Below are 23,861 nucleotides of genomic sequence, written 5' to 3'. Positions count from 1 at the left end.
TCCACACTCTTCATAGTTAATCATCAGTCTTCAACAGGTTATCATCATGCTTCGCAAGATAAGGCAACTGTATAGTAAAATCGGTTCCTTGATCCGCCCGGCTCTGGTAGTCAATCGTCCCGCCCAGCTTGGCTACACTCCGCTTCACCAGATACAGCCCCACGCCCCGGTCTTTGCCTTTGGTCGAGTAGCCCTGTTCATACAGATGATTCCCGTCCTCCGCAGAGATGCCGGGGCCGTTGTCGCTGATCTTCAGGGTAAGCAGATTGTCCTTATGCCAGAATCCGATCTCTATCAGCTTAGTGTCCGCCCCTTGCAAGGCCTCTAGCGCATTGTCCAGCAGATTGCCGAATATCGTGACCAGCTCCCGTGCGGTCTCATGATCCGCAGCTTCCGGCAGCACACCGTCGTCCAGAATAACCAGCCGCACATCTGCCTCTCTGATTCTGCTCAGCTTGCCCAGCAGGAAGCCGACCATCACCGGGTCTTTGACCTGTCTGACCACGGAGTCCGCCTCCGTCCGGATGTTCTGCACAATATCGGTCAGATATTCTTCCAGCCGGTCATATCTGCGCATCGTATTCAGCCCCATAATGACATGCAGCTTGTTCATGAATTCATGGGTCTGGGCACGCAGTGCTTCTGCATACAGGGAGATTCCTGAGAGTCGCTCCATCAAAATACTGATTTCGGTCTTGTCCCGGAACGTGGCTATGGCCCCCTCAATCACTCCGTTCACCTTGACCGGAACCACATTCACCAGCAGCGTGATGCCGCTCTGCTCCACTTCCTTATCCTGCAAGGCTTCCCCGGTCTCCAGCACCTTCTCCATCCGCAGCAGCGGCCAGAACTGCCCGGCCTGCCTGCCTACCGGTTCCTGGTTCAAGCCGACACTGCCCATCAGTCTGCGAGCCTCGGCATTCACCAGGGTAATCCGCGAGTCCTTGTCGACGGCCAGAATCCCTTCTTTGGTCGATTGCAGCATAGCGCTGCGTTCCTCCAGCAGCTTGGCAATCTCGCCCGGCTCCATGCCGAACATCATCCGCTTGATTTTGCGGGCGAGCAGGATGGCACCGAATATCCCCATCAGCCCGCCGACCAGGATGCCCGAGTAGATAATCCAGCGGTTCTGCTGAACGGCGGAACGGACGCTGCCAAGCGATATGCCCACCGCTACTGCTCCAACCTGCTTGCCGTCAGAGGCGAAGATCGGTGAGAACGCTCTCACTGAATAACCGAGCGAGCCTTCAGCCACGGATATGGTCTCCTTGCCATGCAGTGCATCGGTCTCATCCCCGCCCATGAAATGCTTGCCGATCAGGGCCGGATCAGGGTGGGAACGGCGAATGCCGCCCATATCCATCACCACCACAAATTGAACGTCATTGATGACGCTAATATCGGTTGCATAACGCTGGATGCTGCCGGAATCGGACTCTGCAAGCAGCCCGTCCACCACCCCCGGTGTACGCGAGACCGTGCGGGCAATGGTGATGGCCTTGTTCTCCAGAGAAGCCCGGGCTTCTTCGGAGAATCTCATGCCGAACATTACATACACAATCAGCAGCACCAGCACGACGATCAGGCAGATCATCAGGGTGATGGTGGTCTGAAGGCGTAATCTTTTTGTACCAATTCTCACATTGCTCCACCTTCAGGAAATTTTTCTCGATTATAACGCAAAAGCCTTCAAAGCGCGACAGTCACAATTCAAAGTAAATTCTGCTAGGATTCCGCAATCACGGACTGGTTGCGCCCTCTGCTCTTCGCCAGATACAAAGCCTGATCCGCCTTCACAAGCAGTCCCGTAAGATCGGCGGCATGGGAAGGGTAGTGGGCAATCCCCTGTGAAATCGTAAGCTTCGCCGCAATCGGCCCCTGGCTCCGCTCAACCGCAAGACGGATTCGCTCAGCAGCGCTGAAGGCTTCAGCAGGCGTGGTCCGGGCCAGCAGAATAACGAATTCTTCCCCGCCGTAGCGGTAACAGATATCATCCGGCCGAAGTGAAGTCACGATGACCCGGACGACATGCTTCAGAACTTCATCGCCCAGATTATGGCCGTACGTGTCATTGACCAGCTTGAACTTATCTATATCCAGCAGCACCAGTGAAAAGGGAACACCAGAGCTTATCCGCTGGCTGATCGTATGCTCCAGGGACCTGCGGTTCATCAGACCGGTCAGCACATCCGTTTCGGCTTCATGGGTCAACTGCTCAGTCTGCTGCTGAATATTGGCCAGGGCAAGCGACACTCCGTCTGTCAGTAAGTAAGCCTCCCGGCTCCAATACCGCTTCGCTTCCTGCAATTCTATCTGTTCCTTGCCCATTTTGCTCACGACATCTGCCAGATAGACGAAGGGGCGCGCAAACTTGCGTGCCAGCAGAATAACGCCCAGCAGCAGGATGATGAACGGCAAGGAGGTATACCCGATCAGGATACGAATATGTCCCATCAGCTCCTGATGAATGTGGCCAATCGGGGAGACGACCACGATTCCCCAGCCGTTGGCGGGCACACTGGAATAACCAGCCAGCATCTCGATGCCCCGGGTGTTCGTGACACGCTGTTCTCCGCTTTGCTTATTCATCAGCTGCTGCACAACCTCATTACTGCTGACATCTGTGCCGATCCGCGCCTTATCCGGGTGATACACCAGATGGCCTTCGGAGTCCACAATATAATAATAAGACCCCGAGTCATCCTCCTGTACATTGTCAAAAATCTCAGACAGAACGTTATTCTCCTGAAGATAGATGGTGCCGCTAAGCATTCCGGCGTAGGTACCCGCAGCATCGAAGATGGGCTGGCTCAAAAATACAATTAACCGCTTGGTATTGGCAGTCAGGTATGGAGAAGAGGTATACGGCTTACGGAGCGCTAATGCTTCCTTGCTATTCTCTGAGGTGATGTGCTTGCCTGTAGTCCCTATGCTGGCAGGTGAGACATGACGGACGAATCCGCTGGCGTCGACCACGGTGATGGAATTGAAGAAATTGCTGCTGCTGCGCATCAAATCCAGGGAATCATTCACTTGCTGAGCCGGCATAGCTTCTATGTCAGACAGCCTTGCGGCGTTGTATTCCAGACTCCCCCACATAGACTGAAATAATGAATCCATAGTCCTCGACATACGGTCAGCATTGATGTAATTCAGATGAAGCGTAGTCTCCATTAAGGATCGCTTCTTGGACTCATAAGAACCCAGCAGAAGAATACTCGAAGTTAGGAGAACGACCAGTGTCACCAGACCTGTGAGCAGCGTGGTGAGACTCAGCTTTTTACTTTGACTAACCTTACTCTTTAACCCTTTAGACAAAACTGCAATCCTCCTTGGAGCAAGAAACGCAAAGATACACCCATCATACAGCAAATATTGATAATGTTCGACAGCGGATTTATGGCAGTACATACGGCGAATGTCTCCCGGACATAGCAGAATAAGCCCGCAGAAACGGGGCTCATCTTCAAGCGGTTATTCAGGTTCAGGTTAAGATCAGGTTCAGCCTACGCCTGCAAAATCTCATCCACCCGTTCCTTGGCACCCTCCCAGGAGGTCATCAGCGGAAAAGAGTATTGCTCACGTGCTCTCAGGTTCCACGGATGCGGGATGCAGAGCACCTTCTTCCCTGCCTGTACGGCGGGCAGCAGGTTATGCGGGCCGTCATCAATCAGCAGATCGTAGCCGATCAGATGCTTCCGCTTGCAGGTGAAGAAATTGTCGGCCGGGATATACGGCATATGCTTTTGCAGCCAGTTCCATTTCTCCAGCACCGTCTTCGGTACAGCGGCCGTTACAATAATAACATCATAGGCGTTGTGCAGCTTCTCCATCTCTTCCACCACATATTCGTCGAACAGCTCCAGTTCCTCGTACAGGCCGGGTCGGCCGAAGAACAGGTCCATGGTGCTGTCCGGGTGGCGCAGATGGTCCGTGTTCCAATCCATCATATCTTCGTAGCGAAGCGGATGTGTAGGAAACTCAATGTTATTGTGGTATATCGCACGCTTCACGAGATGGCAGATGGTATCATCCATATCGACGGCGATGATCGGTTTGCGCATTGAATCTCCTCCATGTACATTTTCATTCATTTTCATTTATTATAGGCAACCGGGGAATAGGTGTCCAGGCATCCGCCAGACTGAACATAAAAAAGCACATGCCTCCTTCACCGGGGCATATGCTTTGCTGCCTATTCCTACCCGCTCATTCCCCTTTATCTGCGCGACCGTCCCTTGACCAGGTTGACCACGAACAGAACTGCCGCTACAAAGAGCAGAAGATGAATCAGATTGCCCATTACATGAAAAATAAAACCAAACAGCCACGCCACAATAATCAATCCGATTAATCCCCACAGCATAAGCTTACCGCCTTTCTCTTCCGAAGTTATTTGTCTGTATTTTACCCTTGTCGAGGAAGATTCAAACGGGTGATCAACAGAACGGAGCTTGCTTGAATAGCGGACAGGCTGCTATACTATTTTAAATAATACAATTGTATTAAAAAGGAGAGTCATTAGCCAACGTGAAAAATCCAGTCCCTGTCAAGCGTCCAGGCTCCCGCAAATTGCGGAGCAGGCTGTTCAAGATCATATTAATCCTTGTATCTGCATTTGTTCTTATCGCAGGGTCGGGCTTCCTGTATGAAGCCATTGCTTCCAGCTCCGCCCGTAAAGGCTATCCTGCACCAGGTCAACTGGTGGATGCCGGAGGCTATAACCTCCACATTCGCCAGTTAGGAGCGGGAGCACCCGCTATCATTCTGGAAGCAGGCAGCGGCGAAACCAGCCTGTCGTGGAGAGATATCCCTGAACAGTTAGCTGCACATGCCACCGTGGTCACTTACGACCGTGCCGGGTATGCCTGGAGCGAGCAGGCGGATACGGAACGCTCAGGCGCCAATATTGTGAACGAGCTGCACACCGCCCTTAAGAATGCAGACGTTCCCGGCCCGTACCTGATGGTCGGCCATTCCCTTGGCGGCATGTACGCCCGGCTGTTCACGCAGACGTACCCGGAGGAAGTGACCGGGCTGGTGCTTATTGATGCCAGACCCGAGAATGACGATCGCGAGACGAAGCCGATTCTGGCCGCCGAGAAGTTTGCCGGCAACCCCAGTGCCTCCCTGCTGAGCCTGCTCAAGCGCTCCGGTGCGCTTCGGCTGTTCCAGAATCAGCTCCTGGAAGGCCTGGTTGCCGAGCAAGACCGCGGGGAATTCATTAACGTCATATCCACGCCAAGCTATTTTGCCGCCAAGGAGCAGGAAGCCGCCCTGGCCAGCTCAACCGAGGATGCAATCCGTGGACAGAGCTTCGGCTCGCTTCCGGTCAAGGTGATCGCCCGGGGCTTGCCCCAGGATTACGCATCCTTCGGGGTTTCCGAAGAAGCGGGCCGACAGCTCGAAGCTATCTTGCAGGAGGGCCAGCGTAACATGCTGAAGCTCTCTTCCAATAGTGAGCTTATTGTCGCCGAGAAGAGCGGGCATATGGTCATTCATGACCAGCCGGAGCTGGTCGTCCAGACCATCCGCAGGATGCTCGCCGCAGGGAAGTGACCTTGATTGAAGCAAATTGTATTCAGCAGGATAATTCATGCTGTATTCATTAAGGATACAGCGGCTTGATTACATTCCAGTTAGCGTGCATGTGCAAGGTTACCGGGGAGCAGCCCTTGGGCATCAGAACGCCAAGTCCATAGCTATGCTCGAATTGTAATGCATAGTACTGCATCTGTAGATCTTCCCAGTAGCGGTATACGCCGAAGTCGTCTTGCATAGCCGCAATATCATGGAACAGAATAACGCCGTTATCCGCCAGCTTCGGCAGCCATGACTCATAATCATGCTTGACCGCCTCATAAGTATGAAGACCGTCAATATGCAGAAGGTCAATGCTTCGGTCTGCAAATTGAAGCAATGCCTCGTCGAAGGTCATGCGCAGCAGATGGGAGATCCCGGGGTAATAGGTGGCCGACGAGGATAGCACAGATTGATAACAGGATTCATCGTACAATCCCGAATGCTGGTCGCCTAGCCACGTATCGACTGCATAACATTCCGTTGCAAGCCCATGATCCTTGACGGCCTGGCAGAAGGCGAAGTGAGAAGCTCCATAATAAGTTCCTAACTCCACCACCCGGTTCGGCTGCATATGACAGACCAAGTCATAGCCGAATCTGCGATGCCCTTCCCAAGCGGTATTCAGATGTATCCCCCGCTCATCCGTCTCAAACACAGGTCTGCTGCTGTTCCATCCATTCACATAGGTGCCCTCCTAAAATCTCTGTCGGCTCTTGCTATGATAATTTCTTATATAAGTTAGTCTATTCAGAGAGATACGGATTTGATTAAAGCTGATCCGCAAAATCCGTGAATTCCGCTCGCTTTCCGGCCGGAGCAAAAGTGTATTATTTTCACAGGATTGCGAGATAGCCGGCATTCGTATGTAAAAGAGCAAATAAGGTGCCTCCCGCTTGGGACGCCCCTTATTTGCTGTATAACTTTCCTACCGCGCACGCTGCCGTAGCGGACTTCCCTTCTTCGGCTTGAACGAATTCCGCTCTGTCCGGCCTTCCCCTTCGGAATCCTCCTTGCTGGGTCTTACCGCGAAGAAGCTCAACAGCCCGCCGACGGCCCCGACGCCCGCCATGGTGAAGAACAGAGTCCAATGTCCCCGGTTCATCAAGAGGGACACCACCGGCGGGCCCAGCGCGACCCCGATGAATCTCATACTGCTGTAGAGGGAAGTAATCGTGCCCCGGTTCTCCTTCTCGATACCTTCGGTAATCAGCGCATCCATGCAGGGCAGGACCACCCCGATCCCGATTCCGCTTAGACTCAGGAACCCGACCATGTAATAGATGTTCTCATTGAAGCCGGTAATCAGCGTGGCAGCCGTCAGTAAGGCCATGCCGCCGAAGCCGAGCCATTTCATGAGCAGCTTGTTTTTGCCGATGATCTTACCGCTTCCGTAAGAGGCCAGACATAGCAAAGCAAGCGGAATGGCCAGTACAAAGCCTTTATAGGCCCCGTGCAGGTTATATCTCGATTCGAGGATCTCAGATAGATAGAACAGTACCCCGAAGGTGGCGAACATACAGATGCCGCCGATAGCGAAGATCGCGTACAGCCAGCGGCCCTTCTCATGCAATACGCTCTTAATACCGTCCAGGAATTCCTTCAAGCTGGACTTCTCCGCTTCCTCCTCCGCCTCGGGCTTCTTAACGAGGAAGATCACAAGAATACAAGAGATCAGACATAGCACAGGAATGGCGATAAACGGCGCATACCATAGCAGTGTCCCCAGATAAGCACCCAGGATCGGGCTTACCACTTTTCCGAAGGTATTGGAGGTCTCAATAATTCCGAGCCCTTTACTCACCTCCTTCTCATCCTTGAACAGATCACCCACGAAGGGAATGACAATGGGAAAAGCGCCTGCGGCACCGATCCCTTGGACGAAACGTCCGGCAAGAATGATCCAGTAAGCCGTCACTCCTGTGAAGAACCAGGCAGCGGCCACACATCCGGCACCGCCCAGGGCGGCCAGGATCAGGCTGGGCAGAATCACTTTTTTGCGCCCGAAGCGGTCCGATAAATAGCCGGCGACCGGGATCATCAGGATGGCGATCAGGCCATAGACCGTGATGATCATACTGACCCCAAAAGCGCTCACCCCCAGCTCCTTCGAGATCTGGGGCAGAATCGGCAACAGCATCGAATTGCCCAGTGTCATAATCAGCGGGATGGAGGCGAGCGCGATTAGCGCCCCTTTTGAACCCTTTTCCCCTTGGGATTCTTTTGACCCCTTCATGGACGAACCACCTTCTTTTATATTCGCATCCTGCTTATTGTCGGTCTAACGGCTGTATTTATACCCCTTGGGACCTGCCTTTAATCATCAGATACCAGCCGTAGCACAACGAACAGGCCAGTACATACGATATGGACGTCCAGCCCAGGTTCCAGCCGTGATCATACCTCACTTTGCCGCTAATGACCAAACAGAACTCAAACAAGGTTTTGCCGCACGTAAAGAGCAGGATCAGCAGCAGCGGATTCAGGGATGTCCTCCTCACCGTATAGATGAGCAGACAGGAGATCACCGGAAATACCCCCAGATTATATGGAAGATACGAAATAACTCCAGGTCCGGTCGGGGTGATACTCCACCACTTCATATGGTACCCGATCTCATCGAATGCAAAGGCGATTACACTGGCAATCGGTGCGATATGAAGGATGACTGCGCTGTCTTTTCTGAGAAAATAACTGCCGATACACCAGGGAATGATCCAGCCGATGATCACATTAATAAGCATAAGCTTCTATTCCTCCACCCTGACTTCACATCTGCTTATTATGGCATGACAGTCAGCCTTTTATCCGTGTAAACAAAGTCACAACCTCGCACTGTAATATCTCCGTTTCCTGCGGGACATGCTACTCCATGTTCAAATCCAACCGTAAAGGAGCTTACCTATGACAGGAATTCTAGGCGGCAACCCCAAGGAAGAGCCGATGCATTATGGAGAGATCTTTACCCTGTGGGAGACCTCAATGGCAGCAAAGGGTGCTTTATCCGGCTACAGAGCTCATATGTATCACGCCGGGGACAGCGACCTAAAAAAAATTCTGGCCGCCATGATCGACCAGGCGGAGCTGGAGATCAGCGAATGCGACTCGCTGCTTGCAGAGCAGGGCATTGCTGCTGCTCCGGCACTCCCGAACCGGCCTGAAGCGAGACTGGAGGATATTCCGGTGGGCGCACGGTTCACGGACCCTGAGATTGCAGCCATGGTTGCAGCCAGTCTGGCGGTTGGGATGGTAGCGTGCAGCCAGGCGATGGGTCAGTCCATCCGTGAGGATATCGGCGCATTGTTCGCCAAATATCATCTGACCAAGGCGGCCATCGGCCTGAAGAACCTGCATCTGCTGAAGAAAAAAGGCTGGCTGGTTCCCCCGCCGCTGCTGGTCAAGAGACCTGAAACGGTCCACGCGTAACGCAGCAGCTCCAGCATCTGTAAAGCAAGAGGCCCGCGATTCTTCGCGGGCCTTCTTCAGGTCTGGTTGTCCTATTATTGCCTTCTGCGGAATATGCTAATTATAAAAAGGAGGAGGACAACATTAACATATTCATAGGTTATATGGTTCTCGGGTTATCCCTGTCAGCCCCCATCGGGCCTATTAACGCCGCCCAATTGGACAAGGGGCTGCGCGGAGGCTTCCTGCCGGCATGGGTGGTGGGTCTTGGGGCCATCAGCGCCGATATTATCTACATGTTGCTTGTTTATTTCGGCATAATTCATCTGCTGGATGCCCCGTTCGTCAAGGCCTTCCTGTGGCTGTTCGGCTTCTTCGTGCTGGTCTACAGCGGCGTGGAGAGCATCATGCATTCGGGCGAACTCTCAGCAGCAGAGGTGCGCGGAAGCGGAGCTTCGCTGTCCAGATCCTTCGTGTCGGGATTCCTCATGTCGCTGTTTAATCCCCTCTCCATCCTGTTCTGGCTGGGAATCTATGGCTCTATCTTAGCCAAGGCCGTCAATGCGTATCCGATGCAGCAGTTATTGGTCTACAGCGGGGCCATTGTCCTCGGCATTGTGCTCTGGGATGTGACGATGGCGGCAGCCTCCAGCCTGTTCCGCACTTTCCTGACCCGGCGGGTACTGAAGGCGATCTCTGTCTTGTCCGGCCTGTCGCTGGTCGGCTTCGGCTTCTATTTCGGGATTCAGGCGGCCCGGCTGCTGTTCTCTCATTAGATCTTGTTCTTCCGCAGCCGGATGCCCTTAATCCGGAAGCCGGGTCCTCCCGGCAAGGAATGGAAGCTTCCCGTATGCGCTTCTGGGCGCTGTTCATCCCCTGCTCCCTCTTGCTTGTGCTTATTGCGGTAATGCTGGAGTATCCAGTCGCTTAGCGCAATTAAGGCTACGATCAGCAGACTGATATAGAAGCCCGGACGGCTGAGCTTATGGAACAGCGTTCCGCTGACCGCAGCCAGAATCAGCACCAGCCCGCTCCAGCGCTTCACGCCGCTGAGCGTACTTGGCTTCAACAGCTTGCCCGAGGAGAGCAGGATGAAGGCCCAGTTATAGAGAATCATCAGCCCGGCGGCGGTGGTGATGTATTCGTACACTTTTCCCGGCAGCAGCAGTGCCATAATTACAGCCCCCGTCAGACCGCCCGCGATCAGGCACAGCGCCAGCAGCGGATACTTGTCCTTCCACTTCCTGGAGAACACCTTGGGCGCATCCCCCTCCTGGGCCAGCGTAAGCATCATCGAGGTAATCGCATACAGCGACGCAGTCATCGTAGAGAACCCTGCAATGATCAGCACGCCGTTGAACAGATGGGGCACGAAGGCCAGATGGTCGCTGCGCAGGGCCAGCACAAACGGACTCTCCTTCGGGTTAAAAGCACTAAGCGGCACCATAATCACCGCCAGTCCAATGGACAAGATGTATACCGTTCCCAGCCCCAGCAGCATCACCTTCCCCGCCTTCGGCGCTTCCTCCGGCTTCTGGAGCCGGTAAGACATAATTCCCAGCACCTCGATCCCGCCATAGGCATAGAAGGCGAAGATGAAGGCGGACCATAACCCGATGCCCCCTGACGGGAACAATGCCTTATAGCTCATTGGCACCTTCGGAGTGAACTTGCCACCGCCAATCCAGCCTGCCAGAAGCAGGGCCGCAATCACCAGGAACATAAGAATAGCCGCCACCTTGATGACGGCCAGCACGTTCTCCACCCGGTCGAAGCCTTTGTTGCCGAAGAATACAATCCCCAGCGCGACCACCGCATACCCGGCTGCAAATATCCACATCGGCACGCCCGGGAACCAGAACCGCGAGAAGATCGACAGCGCCGTAAGCTGGCTGCCCATAATCAGCAGCTCCGAGAACCAGTATAACCAGCCGCTGCCGAACCCCGCCCAGTTGCCGAAGGCCTGCTTGGCATAGGAGCGGAAGGAGCCTTGCTCCGGCTGTGCCGCCGTCATCCGCGCCAGCGCATCGAAGACGGCATACGTTCCCGCCGCCGCAAGCAGATAAGCCAGCAGCACCGCCGGCCCGCCCATAGATATCGCCAGCCCCGAACCGAGGAAGTACCCCGTGCCAATCGTCCCCGCAATACCGAGCAGGCTGAGCTGCCACCACTTCAGTTTCTTCTCATTGCCCGTTGATTCAGAAGTCTGCTTCATGAATTCCGTCCTTATCGTGTTCAGAATTAGAGAGGTCTCTAAGAATTCTATAATTCCCTAAGGGCGGGAATTCATGAATTTAATTTCGGGACAGATGCCTGTAACCGGTCTGTATGCTCTGAAGTGAGGTGTAACGGGGCAGGTAGCCTATTTGGGTGGCACTATGGTTAAGTGAATAATAGTTATTCTTGGAGCCGGTTATCGAGTTATAGGAAGAGTTATCTTCTATTTCATACCTAAGCCCGTAGTGATCTGCAAAGTAATCCAGAATCTCAAACTTCGCCGCAGGCTTTAGTGAAAACACATCATATACCTCATTCCCTACCTCTTCCCTCATACACAGCTTGATAAGCTGGATCAAATCCTCGGGATGCACATAGTCCCTAACGATGTTGTCCGGTGAGGTGTGCAGTATCTCTCCCTTTCTAAGGTGGTGAATAATATCCGTCAGCAAATAACGGGAGTTCAAATCAATGAACGCGCTAAAAATACCGAAGACCCTTAAGTCCACAATGCGGTGCTGGCTCAGACTTCTGTGTTTGGCCTCCATGTTCAGCTTGGTAATCCCATAAAATTCCTGAGCGGACAGATGGTTGGGATCAAGCTTAAGCCATTTCCCGTCCGTAGCAGGCTGATCAAATTCAGACCCGTATACCGCCCCACTGCTCAGATTGATGTATATAGCAGCCGGATTCTTGTGCAGATAGTCCAGAATCAGATTGTCGTATTGCTCAGTAATCTGAAAGACCTGGAACGGATGTTGAACCAGGTTCTGCGGATCTCCAATTCCCACCCCGTTAATAATGACATCATAGTCCGCCGTTCGTGCAAATTCATTGTATTCACAGAGCTTAACACGCTCCTGAAGCTGGTTCTCCGTCAGGAAAAGGACCATTCTCTCCCTGGACCGTGAGAATAAATACAATTCATATTCCTGCGCCGCTGCAAGACCGAGAATCAGGTTCTTGGCGATATGACCCGTGGCTCCTAGAATGGCAATAGTCTTACGCTTATTGTTTATCATGGCCGCATCACCGAAATCTCCCGCAGCTTCAGCAGGCCATCCTCATAATAATCTTCATTCGCATAATAGTCCGTGTAATACTGCTCAAGGTTAGACACATCACTGGCAAATCTATTTCTAACAATTGTTCCGTACAACGGTAGAATCACATTGTAGAAGCGTTTCTTTTTTTCCTCTTGAATGGTCTCACTCTTCAAGGTACGGCCTTCATAATGGTGTAATGCATCCAGGAAATGTTTAATACATACCTCACCTACGTTGTATCCCTCCGGAATTATTCCTGCGTAAAGATAAAAATTACGATTGATAATGCAAAACTTAGGATCAAGAATTAGAATTTCATAGAACCAGTAGATTTGATTAATACTTGTATAAGCATATTTGCTTTTATCCTCAATTTGATCCCACACGGATTTTTTCATAGTATTCATGGAAATCTGCATTGCATTATTACTCGTATGAGCCAGGAATAAGTCACCGCCCTCTAAAGTATAAACCCGGTTATCAGGATGAAATGGCATCGTATGAATCAGCGCACAATCCAAATGCTCCAGAAGAATTCCGATGAAATCAATCAGCGCTCCATCCAGCCAGTAATCATCGTCTCCCTGTAGTTTAATGAAGCTGCCATTAGCCAGCGTACTGACATAAGCGATGTTCAAGTCGCCACCGATATTCTGTTCATTGCGGCTGTAACGAAAACTGGAGAATAGGTTAGTGTATACACGGCCTACCTCCTGTGTATTATCTGGCGATGCATTATCTGACACCACTACTTCAACTAGATCCTCATCGGAGACCTGATTATAGATGGATTGCAGATTATTGCCAAGATGATGTACGCGATTGTAGGTCGGAATCACGATCGACAGCAGTGGATGTTCTGTGCGGCGGGCAAGTGCGGACTCTCTCTCCGTATCACTGTTCACTTTAACCCACTCCAGTAACTCAGGAACGAATACTTGTGTAACAACAGCCGGATTACCCGAGACTCTGCAAAAGCTTGGAACATGATCCACAACAACACTGTTAGGCTCAATAATACTGAATTTCCCGATCTTGACCGGTCCGTCAATTACAGCGTGTGCACCGATTACGCTTCCATCGCCCACTATCAGTTCCCCGCTGGTTTTAAGAACATCTGTCGCTTGTGCCCAGCCTGGATAACCTGGTCTGACTGAAGCCGCTACAGAGTCCGTCAAGCTGACATAAGGCCCAATCATCACATTCCGGCCTATATGGACTTTATGGCTGCACTGCACATGCAAACCTGTCTCTAACCGGCTCCCATCCCTGATTGTAAGTTGGGGAGTATTGCCCGAAGCCGGTTCATGAATGTTCCAGTAATACCCGCCTTGCACCGTGACATTTCTACCTATTGAAACGCTGGATGGATTCGATATGTAACCCGTCTCCTTCAGAAGTGATGGTGGATTGTTCAAGAGAATAGCCCCTTTTTCATTAAGACATTTACATATACGTTATTCACTAACTGCACAAGTTATGAGTCCATCTGAACCGTCAGGTCCAGGAGAAAATCCGGATGAAGTGAATCTTATGGACCTATTCCCGCAAAATCCGCATATAAATAGGCTTATCAAGTCAAGTGAAGCCGGCATGCTATGGGTATGGCTGTGTTTCAGGAAGGAGGAAGCATAAATGAGAATGAGGGTTGCGGATTATATCACGCACTCTTTATATGATGAAGGCGGGGAGACCGTATTCCTGGTCACCGGGGGAATGATTATGCATCTGACCGATGCGCTCTACCAGCATGGCAAGCAGGAATATGTCTGCTGTCACCACGAGCAGGCTGCCGCAATGGCCGCTGAGGCTTACGGAAGGATGACCGGCAAGCTTGGCGTCGCTTACGTTACCGCAGGGCCTGGAGCGCTGAATACCATTACAGGCATAACCGGAGCTTATGTCGATTCTTCCCCAATGATTGTAGTTGGTGGGAATTCCAAGGTTGCGCTTGCCCAGGTGAAAGGACCGCGGCAATTCGCTCTGCAAGGCTTCGATTCTCTGGATATTTTTCGCCAGATTACCAAATATGCTGTCAGGCTGGAGGACCTCTCACAAGTCCGTTATGAAGTGGAGAAATGCATCTATCTCGCCAAGAACGGCCGGGTAGGTCCGGTCTATCTGGAGGTGCCGGTGGATCTGCAAGGCGCAGCCTTTGACCCGGATGACTTCCCGGGATTCACAGAACCAATAGCCAAGGTACACGAGATCACAGATGCTGAGCTTGATCAGGTTCTTGCTGCGCTGAAGCGCAGCAAGCGGCCTTGTCTGCTGGCAGGTGCAGGCGTCCGGCATGGAGATGCGGTAGAAGCGCTGCATGCATTCGCGGAAGCTACCGGCATTCCCGTACTGACCTCCCGTCTGGGAATGGACCTGATGGATCATGATCATCCCCTGTTTGTCGGCCGTCCCGGTACATACGGTGACCGGCCAGCGAATTTTACGGTACAGAATTGTGATCTTCTGCTAACCGTGGGCTGCCGGCTTGGGATCGGGCTGGTCGGTTATGATTTTGCCGACTTTGCCAAGAATGCCTTCAAAATCCATGTGGATATTGATGCCAGGGAATTGAATAAGCCCTCGGTTATTCCTGACATTCCGGTGCAGGGAGAAGCCCGCAATTTCTTCATAAGGCTCACTGCGTTATGGGACGGAGAAGCCTCTTATACCGGGTGGGTCCGGCAGACACAATACTGGAAGCAGCGTTACCCTGTTGACTTGCCTGAATATGACGATGACAGCAGCGGCATCAATTCCTACCGCTTCATGACCCGGTTCTCAGAGCTCGCACCAGAGGATGCCCTCTTCGTAGTTGACACCGGCTCCTGCTTCCATGTCCATGCCCAGGCCTTCAAAGTCAAAGCCGGGCAACGGCATATCATCACAGGCGGATTATCCACTATGGGTTATACGCCCGGTGCCATAGGTGCATCGGTAGCCGCTGGCCGAAGAGAGGTCTTCTGTATTACAGGTGACGGATCGTTTCAGATGAATCTGCAGGAATTGCAGACCATCCGTCATCATCGGCTGCCTGTGAAGTTCATTCTGATCAATAATGGCGGTTATCTGCTGATCCGCCATACCCAGTCCAACTTCATGGGCGGGCGTTATCTGGGGGAAGGACCGGATTCCGGGGTAAGCTTCGTTCCATTCGAGCGGCTTGCCGAGACGTTTGACTTAGGCTATCTGAGAATCTCACAGCTTGACCACCTGGATGATCAGCTTAACGAGCTGTTCCGCCACCCGGGGCCGATGATCTGTGAGATTATGACACCAACCGATCAACTGCTCATTCCGCGTGTATCCTCCCGTCAGCTGGAGGATGGAACGATGATATCTACAGCTTACGATGATATGTTCCCTTTTCTGCCGAGGGATGAATACCAATCTAATTGCTTGGAGTGACTGCCATGCGCACGAATCAGCTGAACGTTGCCATTCTGGGAAGCGGCAATATCGGGACAGACCTGCTTATCAAAGTTCTGCGCTCCGAGTCCTTGACATGTTCCCTCTTCTCAGGGAGAAACCCGGATTCCAGAGGACTTCAGCTTGCCAGGGAGCTTGGCGTACAGGTATCCGACAGAGGCATCAATGCCATTCTGGACAATCCCGGATGCTGCGACATTGTTATCGATGCTACCTCTGCCGCCGCCCACATCCGTCATTATCCCTTGCTGAAGGAACTGGGCAAGTTCGTGATCGATATGACACCCTCGCAGCTAGGGACAACGTGTATCCCGGCTGTGAATCTGCAGGAATGTCTGGACAGTAACGATGTAAATATGATCACCTGCGGCGGCCAGGCTTCCGTGCCGCTAGCCTATGCTATTGCCCAGTCCCAAAAGGAGTTATCGTATATAGAGGTTGTATCAAGCATCGCCTCTCTGAGCGCAGGACCTGCCACAAGAATTAACCTGGATGAATATATTGGAGCTACTGAGGATGCTCTCCGCAGCTATACCGGCTGCAGGCGGGCCAAGGCCATCCTTAATCTGAACCCTGCCATTCCCAGTATAGATATGCAGACTACACTCTTCGCCGTTGTTCCTGAACCAGATATGGATAGTCTTAGCAAGGCAGTAGAGGAAATGGCCACCCGAATTCAACACTATGTCCCAGGCTATCAGATTATTGTACCTCCGGTCATTGAGAACGGCAGAATCGCCATGATGGTCAAGGTCCAGGGACTTGGCGACTTCCTTCCCACCTATGCCGGAAATCTGGATATTATTAATTGCGCGGCGATCGCCCTGGCAGAAGAATATGCCAGACGCTCGCTTATTGTGTGCAAAGGAGAATGATCATGCTCCCACTTATCATTAGCGACCCTACGCTTAGGGACGGCTCCCATGCTGTGAAGCATCAGTTGACCCGGGAGAATCTGGATCTTTATTCCCGGATGGCAGAGAAGGCAGGGCTAGCAGTGCTGGAGGTCGGACATGGCAACGGCCTCGGTGCCTCCTCTCTTCAGCTTGGTGAAAGTCTGCTGTCTGATGAAGAGATGCTGTCCATCTGCAGAAGCAATCTCCGGCACACGCTGTTATCGATCCATGTCATTCCAGGGTTCGCTACAATTAACCGCGATCTGCGGGCTGCCCTGGATCTGGGAGTCGATATCGTGCGTGTCGCCTCCCATTGCACAGAGGCAGATCTGACAAAACGCCATATCGAATATGTGCGCGGACAGAACCGGACCGCTTACGGTGTTCTTATGATGTCTCATATGGCTCCCGCTGAGGTGCTGAGCATCGAAGCTCTTAAGATGCAGAGCTACGGAGCACAAGCCGTCATTCTGATGGATTCGGCAGGTGCTTATCTGCCCAAGGATGTCACCGGAAAGATTCAGTATTTGCGCAGCATCCTTGACATCCCTGTGGGCTTCCATGCTCATAACAATCTGGGCCTGGCAATCGGCAACTCACTGGCTGCCGCCGAGGCGGGAGCCTCCATCCTTGACGGCACAGCACGCGGTTTCGGCGCCGGGGCCGGCAATGCGCAGCTGGAGGTGCTGGTTGGAGCGCTTCATCAATCCGGCTGGGACACAGGAATTGAGCTCTATGCGCTGCTTGAGCTGGCAGAGCAAGCAGAGAGTGCCTTCGCCAAAGCGCCCAAACTCGGCAGCATGAGTATCGTAAGCGGTATGGCCGGTGTGTTCTCCGGCTTCGTGAAGCCGGTGGAACGGATTGCCAAGGAGTACAATGTTGATCCCAAGGCGGTCATGGTCGAGCTTGGACGCCGGAAGGTCGTGGCCGGTCAGGAGGATCTGATTCTTGAGGCAGCGCTGACCTTAGCGCGACATGACTTCCCTTGAGCTTCAATAAATACAATAAAGCAGGCAGTTGTAACCCACGGCTGCCTGCTTCTGCATTACTCTGACCTGCCCCGTCTTTCTTCCAGCACCTTCTGCAATTCGCTTCTTTGGCCAAGCAAGACCTGATTACCCGGCAGGTAAGCCAAGGCCTGCTCATTATGCTGCCAGGCCTGCTTCCATTCTCTTGCAGCGGCGCAGCAGCGGCTGACCAAGACATGAGGTAGCCAGGTATAATAAGCTTGGGAGACAGGACGGTTCCCCGGTCCTGCTGTCTGCCGGGCGATCGCCTGGAGATACCAGTAGATTGCACTCTCCCACTCTCTGCGCTCCTCGAAGAATCCGGCGACACCGCAGCAGACATCCGCCTGGGGTAGCCCGTAGCTGAAGGAGCGGAAGAGGCTATTCAGCCTGAGCCCCGCTTCCCCCAGCTCCCGGTAACATTCGGACAGCCGCAGACAAGCTGTAATCCGTTCATCTTTGCAGCCGTTTGGTTCCTTCAGCAACTCTTCATAGGAAGTCGCCGCAGCTTGATAGTCCCGTGTCTCGAAGCATTCATTCGCATAGTGAAAGAGCAGCCTTCCTTCAGCCTTGCCTTCCTCAGCGATCCAGCGCTTCAGAATCTGCAGGTTGCGTTCCGTATGAACAGCGGATGGACGATGGTCCATGTAAATATCCGTGTTCATGGAAGCGCCTGCTCCAATATCCAGTTCCTCGTGGACACGCCCATGCCACTGGAAATGCTGCCCGCTTCTGACAATCCGGGGACGATATTCCGAATGGACCACTACTAAAGCGGAACCCGCTTGGGAGGGCTGTGGAAATAGCCGGCTTCCCATCAAGATCACCTCTACACCGGCTTGTTCCTCCTTCAGTTGCCGTTTCAAGCGGGCCAGTTTCTCCGCTTCAGGTGCGGCCAGAAGCTCATCGGCATCCATCCAGAACACGTAAGGCATCGTCGCCTGTTCAAAGGAATAGTTGCGGGCCGCTGCGAAATCCTCATCCCACGGATAAGTGAACACCTTCTCTGTATACCAGCCTGCCACAGTGACAGTCCTGTCCGTCGATCCCGTATCCACAATAATGATCTCATCCATCAGGTCTCTGACCGAGTCCAGACAACGTCCTAACACAGCTTCTTCGTTCTTCACAATCATACACAGACTGAACAGACCTTCCTGTTCTGCTTCCATCTCCCCGCCTCCTGAGAATGATTCGATATACAAAAATATAAAAAAGAAACCATCCCGCAAAGGATGGCCCTTAAGCTCGCTGCAAAATAAAGCAGGTTCCTTTCAGGATCAGGTTAATCTGTGAACAGACCATACAACACCTGGATCTGTAGCACCTAAATCCAAATTAAGCGCCAATCCATCTGGCTGATAGATGAGGCTGATCACATCATTTGCCGCAAGCTCCACTTCACCTGCTAAGGTAACAGTACCGCTTCTAAGAAGTGTTCTAAGGGTTAAAGTTCCGGCGACAGCCACATCCAGTACCGGTAATAATCCGGTGACCAGATCTATAGCTGGAGCTGGCGTAGTTTTTTGGACCACTAATGACGGATTCACATCTGCACCTAACGCTGTGGTGACCGCAGCATCAAAAGCAAAGTTAATTGTAGCTTCAATAGAGTACCTACCTGCTTCTGGAACGGTGTATTCACCCAAAACTGCATCGAATGCCGCATTGCCGTAATACGGCGACGTTTCTTCCCAGCCAACAAACGTGGCCGTGGTGCCTGTCACCAAGGTTGGCAGAAATACCGAGAAGCCTTCACCTGCTAATACAGGACCAGTCGTTCCTGTGACTCCTGTCATTCCTGTAAGCCCTGTAGCTCCCGTTTCCCCGGTAAGACCCGTGACCCCGGTGGCTCCTGTGGCTCCCGTTTCCCCGGTAAGACCCGTGACTCCGGTAGCTCCTGTGGCTCCCGTTTCCCCAGTAAGACCCGTGACTCCGGTAGCTCCTGTGGCTCCCGTTTCCCCAGTAAGACCCGTGACTCCGGTAGCTCCTGTAAGACCTGTGTCTCCCCGAGCTCCTCCTCCGGGCCCTGTGGTTCCTTGGGGGCCTTGGAATCCTGTAGTTCCTGTAGGTCCAGGTTCTCCTGTTGTTCCTGTAGGTCCTGAGGCTCCTGTGGCTCCTGTGGCTCCTGATTCTCCTCCCCCTTGCCCGGTAGGTCCGGTAGGTCCTGCTGGTCCAGCTTCTCCTGGCGCCCCTGGTAATCCTGCCGGGCCTCTCTCTCCTGCCGGGCCTGTTGCTCCCGCCGGACCTGTGGCTCCGCCGCCACTACCACCTCTGTCTGCCCCTAACAATTCTTCCGATACTAAACGGTGTGCCGTTACCAATTGACCCGCTGCGTTCTTGCCCCATAGCGAGATCTGCACCGGCTCAACTTCCTCCGATGAATTCGGTGATGTAATAAATGTGAATTCATAAGCATTGACGTCGGCATAGTAATTCTTCGTGATTACCTGGTTCGCTGCAACATTGAGTAATTCGCTTACGTACATCACTCTCGTTCCGCCGGTCAATTGATAACCCTGAATGGTTAATGAGTACGCAGAAGCCTCGCTGCGGTTATCAATTTTGACTGTAACCTGCTGAGTAGGTCTCACTCCGTTCACAGGATTATTCTCAATAGGTCCTGTTGATAAAAAAGCCATTACATGGTCACATCCTTACAGATTTGGATTTCATTCCAGTATGCGCAGGGAATAATGCTCAACGGACAACCCCGGTCAGCAGCATACTTAATGATTAATATAGTAGTATTCAAGTGTACAGGTTTGGTGTGGACTTAGTGGATGAACTCATCAGAATGGGCTTCATCACCATCCACCAATTCTCCTCTGCTCTGTGAATACCAATATATGCTCCAAGTCCAGAATGTGTACGTCAGTCAAGCTGGAACATTCTCTTCTGCGCTGTTCATGAATCTCAGCTACCCTCAACAAGAGATTCTTCTGCTATGCTGGACAAGTATTGTCCGTAGGTCAGCTTACGCAGCGGCCGGGCTAGCTCCAGCAGTTGCTCTCTGGTGATGTAGCCTTTATTGAAGGCAATCTCTTCGATGCAGGCCACGTAGAGCCCTTGCCGCTTCTGGACGGTCTCGACCAGATTAGCGGCCTCCAGCAGCGAATCCGGCGTCCCGGTATCCAGCCAAGCCATCCCCCGGCCGAACACCTCCACATTGAGTTGCCCTCTGTTTAAATATTCCTGGTTAACATCCGTAATCTCGATTTCACCGCGCCGCGAAGGCTTAATGTGTCTTGCAATCTCCACGACCTGCCGGTCATAGAAGTACAAGCCCGGCACTGCATAATGAGAACGGGGATACAGCGGCTTCTCTTCCAGTGCAACCACTCGACCCATGTTATCAAATTCCACAACGCCGTAGGCGGAAGGATCCTGCACATGGCAGCCGAAGATCGTGGCACCTTCCCGCCGCCGGACGGTTCTCTCCAGAATAGAGCTGAAGCTCTGTCCATAGAAAATGTTATCCCCCAGAATCATACACACATGATCCGCACCAATGAATTCCTCCCCGATCAGGAATGCCTCTGCAAGCCCCCGCGGCTGTTCCTGCACCGCATATTGAAAGGATAGTCCGAGCTGTTCGCCGGTGCCCAGAAGGTCCTGGAATAATCGGACATCTCTTTCGGTCGAGATGATCAGAATCTCCCGGATGCCTGCCAGCATCAAGACAGATAGCGGATAGTAAATCATAGGTTTGTCGTACACCGGAAGGATCTGCTTGGAGATCGACTTCGTTAACGGATGCAGCCTCGTCCCCGAGCCGCCCGCCAGAATAATTCCTTTCATCTATCCACGCTCCCCAATTCTTAACATTTCTCCCCTTGTCCCCTTGTTATGGAGTGAAGATCAACACCTTGGTTTCCGGAACCGTATGGGTTGATCTTCATTTATGTTATTGAATTTTGACTACACTTCTATTTGCTCTGTGTCTTGTAATGTCCGCTAGAGAAACTGTAATATAGCGGTAGGAGAGAAGGATCACTGTCCGGATTATAATTAATGGTCCGGATTGAGAAATCCGCCATGCTAATTATATAAATGTTCTCCCACCCGATATTAACTAGATATTGGCTATCTCCAGTGAAATTCAGTGCACCTAGCTTGAAGATATCTGTCATTGGAATAGTCTGTGTCATCTGATTGCTGGTTGATATCAGCTTAAGCTCCTGGGTTCCCTGTACACACACCCATCGTTCATCCGGTGACAGAATGATCGTATACTGATTGATAGGCCCCCGCAAACTGTTTAATAAGTTACCATTAATGTCGATACGGCTAACATTCAATGGGATATGGTTGTCAGGAGTTTCCCCATTGTCCATGATATAGGCTTCGCCGGATTTTAACTGACGAATCCCCCACGTGCTGTTATGACCAGCTGCAGGCTTTAAGCCGGTGTTACTGAAATTTCCAATCTCTGCGTAGACGTATAAAGTGTTCTTCATGGACGGTGTCAGCCGCACTTCCATACTGTCAGGCGTAACCACGAGTGGATTGGAGTAAGCCGTTCTTTCCAATGCGACCGAATAAGCTCCAAAAATATTCTCGGTAAGCGTTCCCGTTGCAATCTCATACGCATGAACCGCCGGATTATACTGACCCCCAACGAGTAAGAAAAAAGCATAACGGCTGTCAGGAGACACCGCAGAGTATTGTACAACGGATGTCGTGGAGAAGGTATCAATAATACTTCCATTGGCCAGATCAAAAACAATCGTCTGCACATTTCCAGTCGATATTCCAGTCGATATAAAAAGATGGCGCTGATCAGGGGTTAATAGCAGATCTAATACTTGCGTACCCAGGTTTAAATCCACTGTCCAATCGAGGGCGCGGGATTGAATATTGAACCGGTACAATTTATCTACAACCGCATAGTAAATGTACTTGTCGTCTCCTGAGGCGGCATAAGCTACTTGCCCTAAGAGAAAGTTGATACTAGGATCCACAGGGATTATTTGAATGGTAGCCGACCGGGCATCCAGGATTCCAACCCCACCATCCTTCAGAAAATAAGCCGTTGCCTCGCTGACGACGTAAGGTGTCCCGCTGCCCATTACCTCTGCCGCCAGATACCGGTTCTCCATAATCAGAGAGAGCGCACTCGGAATATTCAAGTCAATTTGCACTTGAACAGAATAGACTCCCGGTCCGGCTTCGGGGATATGCGTCAGGCTGAACGGGAATTGCACACTGGCTCTTTTGCCGGGATCAGCTTCACCGCTGCCATAGCCTTGGACGATGGACCTGAATTCAAATGAGCGGATCACTGCATTATTGTAGAGAACATTGATTGAAAGAGGAATTCGAACAGCTTCTGCCAGCGGGAGATAGGAGACGCGGAGATCCCCTTGTAGTTGTACGCGTTGTCCGGCCTTCGTCTGCAATGTATCCAGGGTGAGAACCGTTTGTAGCTCAGAGGTCAATACCTGTGAATCAGCACGATATTGATATAAGGGAGAGGGCACGGATTCGCCTGTCGCTCCGGTTGCACCGGAAGAACCTGCCGGTCCCGTCGGGCCTTTGCTGCCGGTACCTGTCGGTCCAAGTGCGCCCCGCAGACCTTCCACCCCTTGTGAGCCTTGCGGTCCTTTGACACTATACCCTGTAGTCCCTGTTACGGCTATTCCGGTTGCACCGGTAGGACCAATTCCTGTGAGCCCTGTCATCCCGGTCAGACCAGTCGGACCGTAACCTGCTGTGCCTGTGAAGCTTGCGGGAAGCCCAGGTTCGCCTGTATCTCCTGTCGGACCGGTCACTCCGTACCCTGTTGCCCCTGTCACGCCCTTATTGCCGTAATCACCGCCGCCGCCCCTCGTACCTTGGGTGCCAGTCGTTCCAGTCGGGCCGGTCGGACCGGTATGCCCCGTGGCGGCTCTAACGGCATGAACAGAAGCTATCCCTGCAACGGCTCTGCCTATAGAAGGATCTGCCTTGACGTTAATATAGCTGACGACCCGGGCTCGTATAGTGTACGCATACGTTCCCGGATTCGCCGAATGGTTGACCGTAACTTGTAAGGTTCTGGTAGTCTCTCCCGTTCCGGTATGGGACAGCGTGACCAGTTGAGTCTGCAGTACACTGCCGGAGAGCATCGTTTCCAGCTCAATCCGCAGCAAGGATGGACCGGAAGTCACTGCCTGGAAGATAACAGGAATCTGGAACGTTACATGCGCCTTAGGCTGCGCTGCAACAATGTCAAGTGTCTCTGCCAGGTGAATAGCCGGTCCCGGTGTTCCCAGAGGGAGAGTGGTTAGATTCGACATCAC

Annotated in this window: 20 protein-coding genes; 6 read left to right on the top strand and 14 right to left on the bottom strand. The window is 52.4% G+C overall.

The window, feature by feature from the left end:
- Positions 1-16 precede the first annotated feature (16 nt).
- The 4 genes from dcuS to C173_RS34375 all read right to left on the bottom strand — a co-directional run bounded on the left by dcuS (position 17) and on the right by C173_RS34375 (position 4,366).
- Positions 17-1,642 carry a DcuS/MalK family sensor histidine kinase gene (gene dcuS / locus C173_RS28235; RefSeq protein ID WP_036731522.1) on the bottom strand — a complete coding sequence of 542 codons (1,626 nt, stop codon included), beginning with the start codon at positions 1,640-1,642 and terminating at the stop codon, positions 17-19.
- A gap of 83 nt (positions 1,643-1,725) precedes the next feature.
- Positions 1,726-3,318 carry a sensor domain-containing diguanylate cyclase gene (locus C173_RS28230; RefSeq protein ID WP_036731520.1) on the bottom strand — a complete coding sequence of 531 codons (1,593 nt, stop codon included), beginning with the start codon at positions 3,316-3,318 and terminating at the stop codon, positions 1,726-1,728.
- Between the two features lie 188 nt (positions 3,319-3,506).
- On the bottom strand, positions 3,507-4,064 hold the full coding sequence (locus C173_RS28225) for a 5' nucleotidase, NT5C type (RefSeq protein WP_036731518.1): 558 nt from the start codon (positions 4,062-4,064) through the stop codon (positions 3,507-3,509).
- Positions 4,065-4,219: 155 nt separating this feature from the next.
- Entirely contained in the window at positions 4,220-4,366 is a 147-nt protein-coding gene (locus C173_RS34375; RefSeq protein WP_155991672.1) for a lmo0937 family membrane protein, read from the bottom strand.
- Positions 4,367-4,530: 164 nt separating this feature from the next.
- Here C173_RS34375 and C173_RS28220 point away from each other — a divergent pair, with 164 nt between their 5' ends.
- Positions 4,531-5,559, top strand: coding sequence for an alpha/beta fold hydrolase (locus tag C173_RS28220; protein ID WP_235192056.1), 1,029 nt, complete (start codon positions 4,531-4,533; stop codon positions 5,557-5,559).
- Positions 5,560-5,608: 49 nt separating this feature from the next.
- Here C173_RS28220 and C173_RS28215 read toward each other — a convergent pair whose 3' ends face one another.
- From C173_RS28215 to C173_RS28205, 3 genes are all read right to left on the bottom strand, one after another.
- Positions 5,609-6,265 (bottom strand): class I SAM-dependent methyltransferase, encoded by a 657-nt coding sequence (locus C173_RS28215; RefSeq protein ID WP_036731516.1) that lies wholly within the window; start codon positions 6,263-6,265, stop codon positions 5,609-5,611.
- A gap of 243 nt (positions 6,266-6,508) precedes the next feature.
- Positions 6,509-7,816 (bottom strand): MFS transporter, encoded by a 1,308-nt coding sequence (locus C173_RS28210; RefSeq protein ID WP_051478545.1) that lies wholly within the window; start codon positions 7,814-7,816, stop codon positions 6,509-6,511.
- Between the two features lie 58 nt (positions 7,817-7,874).
- The gene (locus C173_RS28205) at positions 7,875-8,324 is read right to left on the bottom strand and encodes a CBO0543 family protein (RefSeq protein ID WP_036731514.1); all 450 of its coding nucleotides are present in this window, start codon (positions 8,322-8,324) and stop codon (positions 7,875-7,877) included.
- 160 nt (positions 8,325-8,484) lie between these two features.
- On the opposite strand from C173_RS28205, the gene C173_RS28200 reads away from it, so the two are divergent.
- Positions 8,485-9,006, top strand: coding sequence for a DUF3231 family protein (locus tag C173_RS28200; RefSeq protein WP_036731512.1), 522 nt, complete (start codon positions 8,485-8,487; stop codon positions 9,004-9,006).
- Between the two features lie 143 nt (positions 9,007-9,149).
- Positions 9,150-9,761 carry a LysE family transporter gene (locus tag C173_RS28195; protein ID WP_235192055.1) on the top strand — a complete coding sequence of 204 codons (612 nt, stop codon included), beginning with the start codon at positions 9,150-9,152 and terminating at the stop codon, positions 9,759-9,761.
- On the opposite strand, the gene C173_RS28190 is transcribed toward C173_RS28195, so the two are convergent.
- From C173_RS28190 to C173_RS28180, 3 genes are all read right to left on the bottom strand, one after another.
- Positions 9,758-11,200: an amino acid permease gene (locus C173_RS28190; RefSeq protein ID WP_036731510.1), complete on the bottom strand. Its 1,443-nt coding sequence runs from the start codon at positions 11,198-11,200 to the stop codon at positions 9,758-9,760. The genes C173_RS28195 and C173_RS28190 overlap by 4 nt on opposite strands.
- A 79-nt stretch (positions 11,201-11,279) precedes the next feature.
- Positions 11,280-12,224: an NAD-dependent epimerase/dehydratase family protein gene (locus tag C173_RS28185; protein WP_036731508.1), complete on the bottom strand. Its 945-nt coding sequence runs from the start codon at positions 12,222-12,224 to the stop codon at positions 11,280-11,282.
- Entirely contained in the window at positions 12,221-13,666 is a 1,446-nt protein-coding gene (locus C173_RS28180; protein ID WP_155991671.1) for a glycosyltransferase, read from the bottom strand. The genes C173_RS28185 and C173_RS28180 overlap by 4 nt, the downstream gene beginning before the upstream one ends.
- Positions 13,667-13,883: 217 nt before the next feature.
- On the opposite strand from C173_RS28180, the gene C173_RS28175 reads away from it, so the two are divergent.
- From C173_RS28175 to dmpG, 3 genes are read left to right on the top strand one after another with little or no spacing between them, the layout of a single operon-like run.
- Positions 13,884-15,653 carry a thiamine pyrophosphate-binding protein gene (locus C173_RS28175; protein ID WP_036731504.1) on the top strand — a complete coding sequence of 590 codons (1,770 nt, stop codon included), beginning with the start codon at positions 13,884-13,886 and terminating at the stop codon, positions 15,651-15,653.
- 5 nt (positions 15,654-15,658) lie between these two features.
- Positions 15,659-16,549 carry an acetaldehyde dehydrogenase (acetylating) gene (locus C173_RS28170; protein WP_036731502.1) on the top strand — a complete coding sequence of 297 codons (891 nt, stop codon included), beginning with the start codon at positions 15,659-15,661 and terminating at the stop codon, positions 16,547-16,549.
- A gap of 2 nt (positions 16,550-16,551) precedes the next feature.
- Positions 16,552-17,559 carry a 4-hydroxy-2-oxovalerate aldolase gene (gene dmpG / locus C173_RS28165; protein WP_036731500.1) on the top strand — a complete coding sequence of 336 codons (1,008 nt, stop codon included), beginning with the start codon at positions 16,552-16,554 and terminating at the stop codon, positions 17,557-17,559.
- Between the two features lie 56 nt (positions 17,560-17,615).
- On the opposite strand, the gene C173_RS28160 is transcribed toward dmpG, so the two are convergent.
- The 4 genes from C173_RS28160 to C173_RS35570 form a co-directional block, all read right to left on the bottom strand.
- Positions 17,616-18,749, bottom strand: a complete 1,134-nt coding sequence (locus C173_RS28160; protein ID WP_036731498.1) for a glycosyltransferase family 2 protein — start codon at positions 18,747-18,749, stop codon at positions 17,616-17,618.
- A gap of 108 nt (positions 18,750-18,857) precedes the next feature.
- A complete protein-coding gene (locus tag C173_RS33950) occupies positions 18,858-20,219 on the bottom strand; it encodes a collagen-like protein (protein WP_081751379.1) in 1,362 nt (453 codons plus the stop codon).
- Between the two features lie 274 nt (positions 20,220-20,493).
- Positions 20,494-21,378, bottom strand: coding sequence for a glucose-1-phosphate thymidylyltransferase RfbA (gene rfbA, locus C173_RS28150; protein ID WP_036731496.1), 885 nt, complete (start codon positions 21,376-21,378; stop codon positions 20,494-20,496).
- A 128-nt stretch (positions 21,379-21,506) separates the two neighbouring features.
- A complete protein-coding gene (locus C173_RS35570; protein WP_051478537.1) occupies positions 21,507-23,858 on the bottom strand; it encodes a collagen-like protein in 2,352 nt (783 codons plus the stop codon).
- Positions 23,859-23,861 lie beyond the last annotated feature (3 nt).

The organism is Paenibacillus sp. FSL R7-277 (assembly GCF_000517965.1).
Taxonomy (GTDB): domain Bacteria; phylum Bacillota; class Bacilli; order Paenibacillales; family Paenibacillaceae; genus Paenibacillus_AQ; species Paenibacillus_AQ silagei.
This window is presented reverse-complemented; position numbering and strand designations above follow the sequence as displayed.

What these genes read in the sequence shown, in the direction of transcription:
- C173_RS28225 (WP_036731518.1), bottom strand. Translation starts at nt 4,064, where the DNA reads ATGCGCAAACCGATCATCGCCGTCGATATGGATGATACCATCTGCCAT.
- C173_RS34375 (WP_155991672.1), bottom strand. Translation starts at nt 4,366, where the DNA reads ATGCTGTGGGGATTAATCGGATTGATTATTGTGGCGTGGCTGTTTGGT.
- C173_RS28210 (WP_051478545.1), bottom strand. Translation starts at nt 7,816, where the DNA reads ATGAAGGGGTCAAAAGAATCCCAAGGGGAAAAGGGTTCAAAAGGGGCG.
- C173_RS28205 (WP_036731514.1), bottom strand. Translation starts at nt 8,324, where the DNA reads ATGCTTATTAATGTGATCATCGGCTGGATCATTCCCTGGTGTATCGGC.
- C173_RS28200 (WP_036731512.1), top strand. Translation starts at nt 8,485, where the DNA reads ATGACAGGAATTCTAGGCGGCAACCCCAAGGAAGAGCCGATGCATTAT.
- C173_RS28195 (WP_235192055.1), top strand. Translation starts at nt 9,150, where the DNA reads ATGGTTCTCGGGTTATCCCTGTCAGCCCCCATCGGGCCTATTAACGCC.
- C173_RS28190 (WP_036731510.1), bottom strand. Translation starts at nt 11,200, where the DNA reads ATGAAGCAGACTTCTGAATCAACGGGCAATGAGAAGAAACTGAAGTGG.
- C173_RS28185 (WP_036731508.1), bottom strand. Translation starts at nt 12,224, where the DNA reads ATGATAAACAATAAGCGTAAGACTATTGCCATTCTAGGAGCCACGGGT.
- C173_RS28175 (WP_036731504.1), top strand. Translation starts at nt 13,884, where the DNA reads ATGAGAATGAGGGTTGCGGATTATATCACGCACTCTTTATATGATGAA.
- C173_RS28170 (WP_036731502.1), top strand. Translation starts at nt 15,659, where the DNA reads ATGCGCACGAATCAGCTGAACGTTGCCATTCTGGGAAGCGGCAATATC.
- dmpG (WP_036731500.1), top strand. Translation starts at nt 16,552, where the DNA reads ATGCTCCCACTTATCATTAGCGACCCTACGCTTAGGGACGGCTCCCAT.
- C173_RS28160 (WP_036731498.1), bottom strand. Translation starts at nt 18,749, where the DNA reads ATGGAAGCAGAACAGGAAGGTCTGTTCAGTCTGTGTATGATTGTGAAG.
- C173_RS33950 (WP_081751379.1), bottom strand. Translation starts at nt 20,219, where the DNA reads ATGGCTTTTTTATCAACAGGACCTATTGAGAATAATCCTGTGAACGGA.
- rfbA (WP_036731496.1), bottom strand. Translation starts at nt 21,378, where the DNA reads ATGAAAGGAATTATTCTGGCGGGCGGCTCGGGGACGAGGCTGCATCCG.
- C173_RS35570 (WP_051478537.1), bottom strand. Translation starts at nt 23,858, where the DNA reads ATGTCGAATCTAACCACTCTCCCTCTGGGAACACCGGGACCGGCTATT.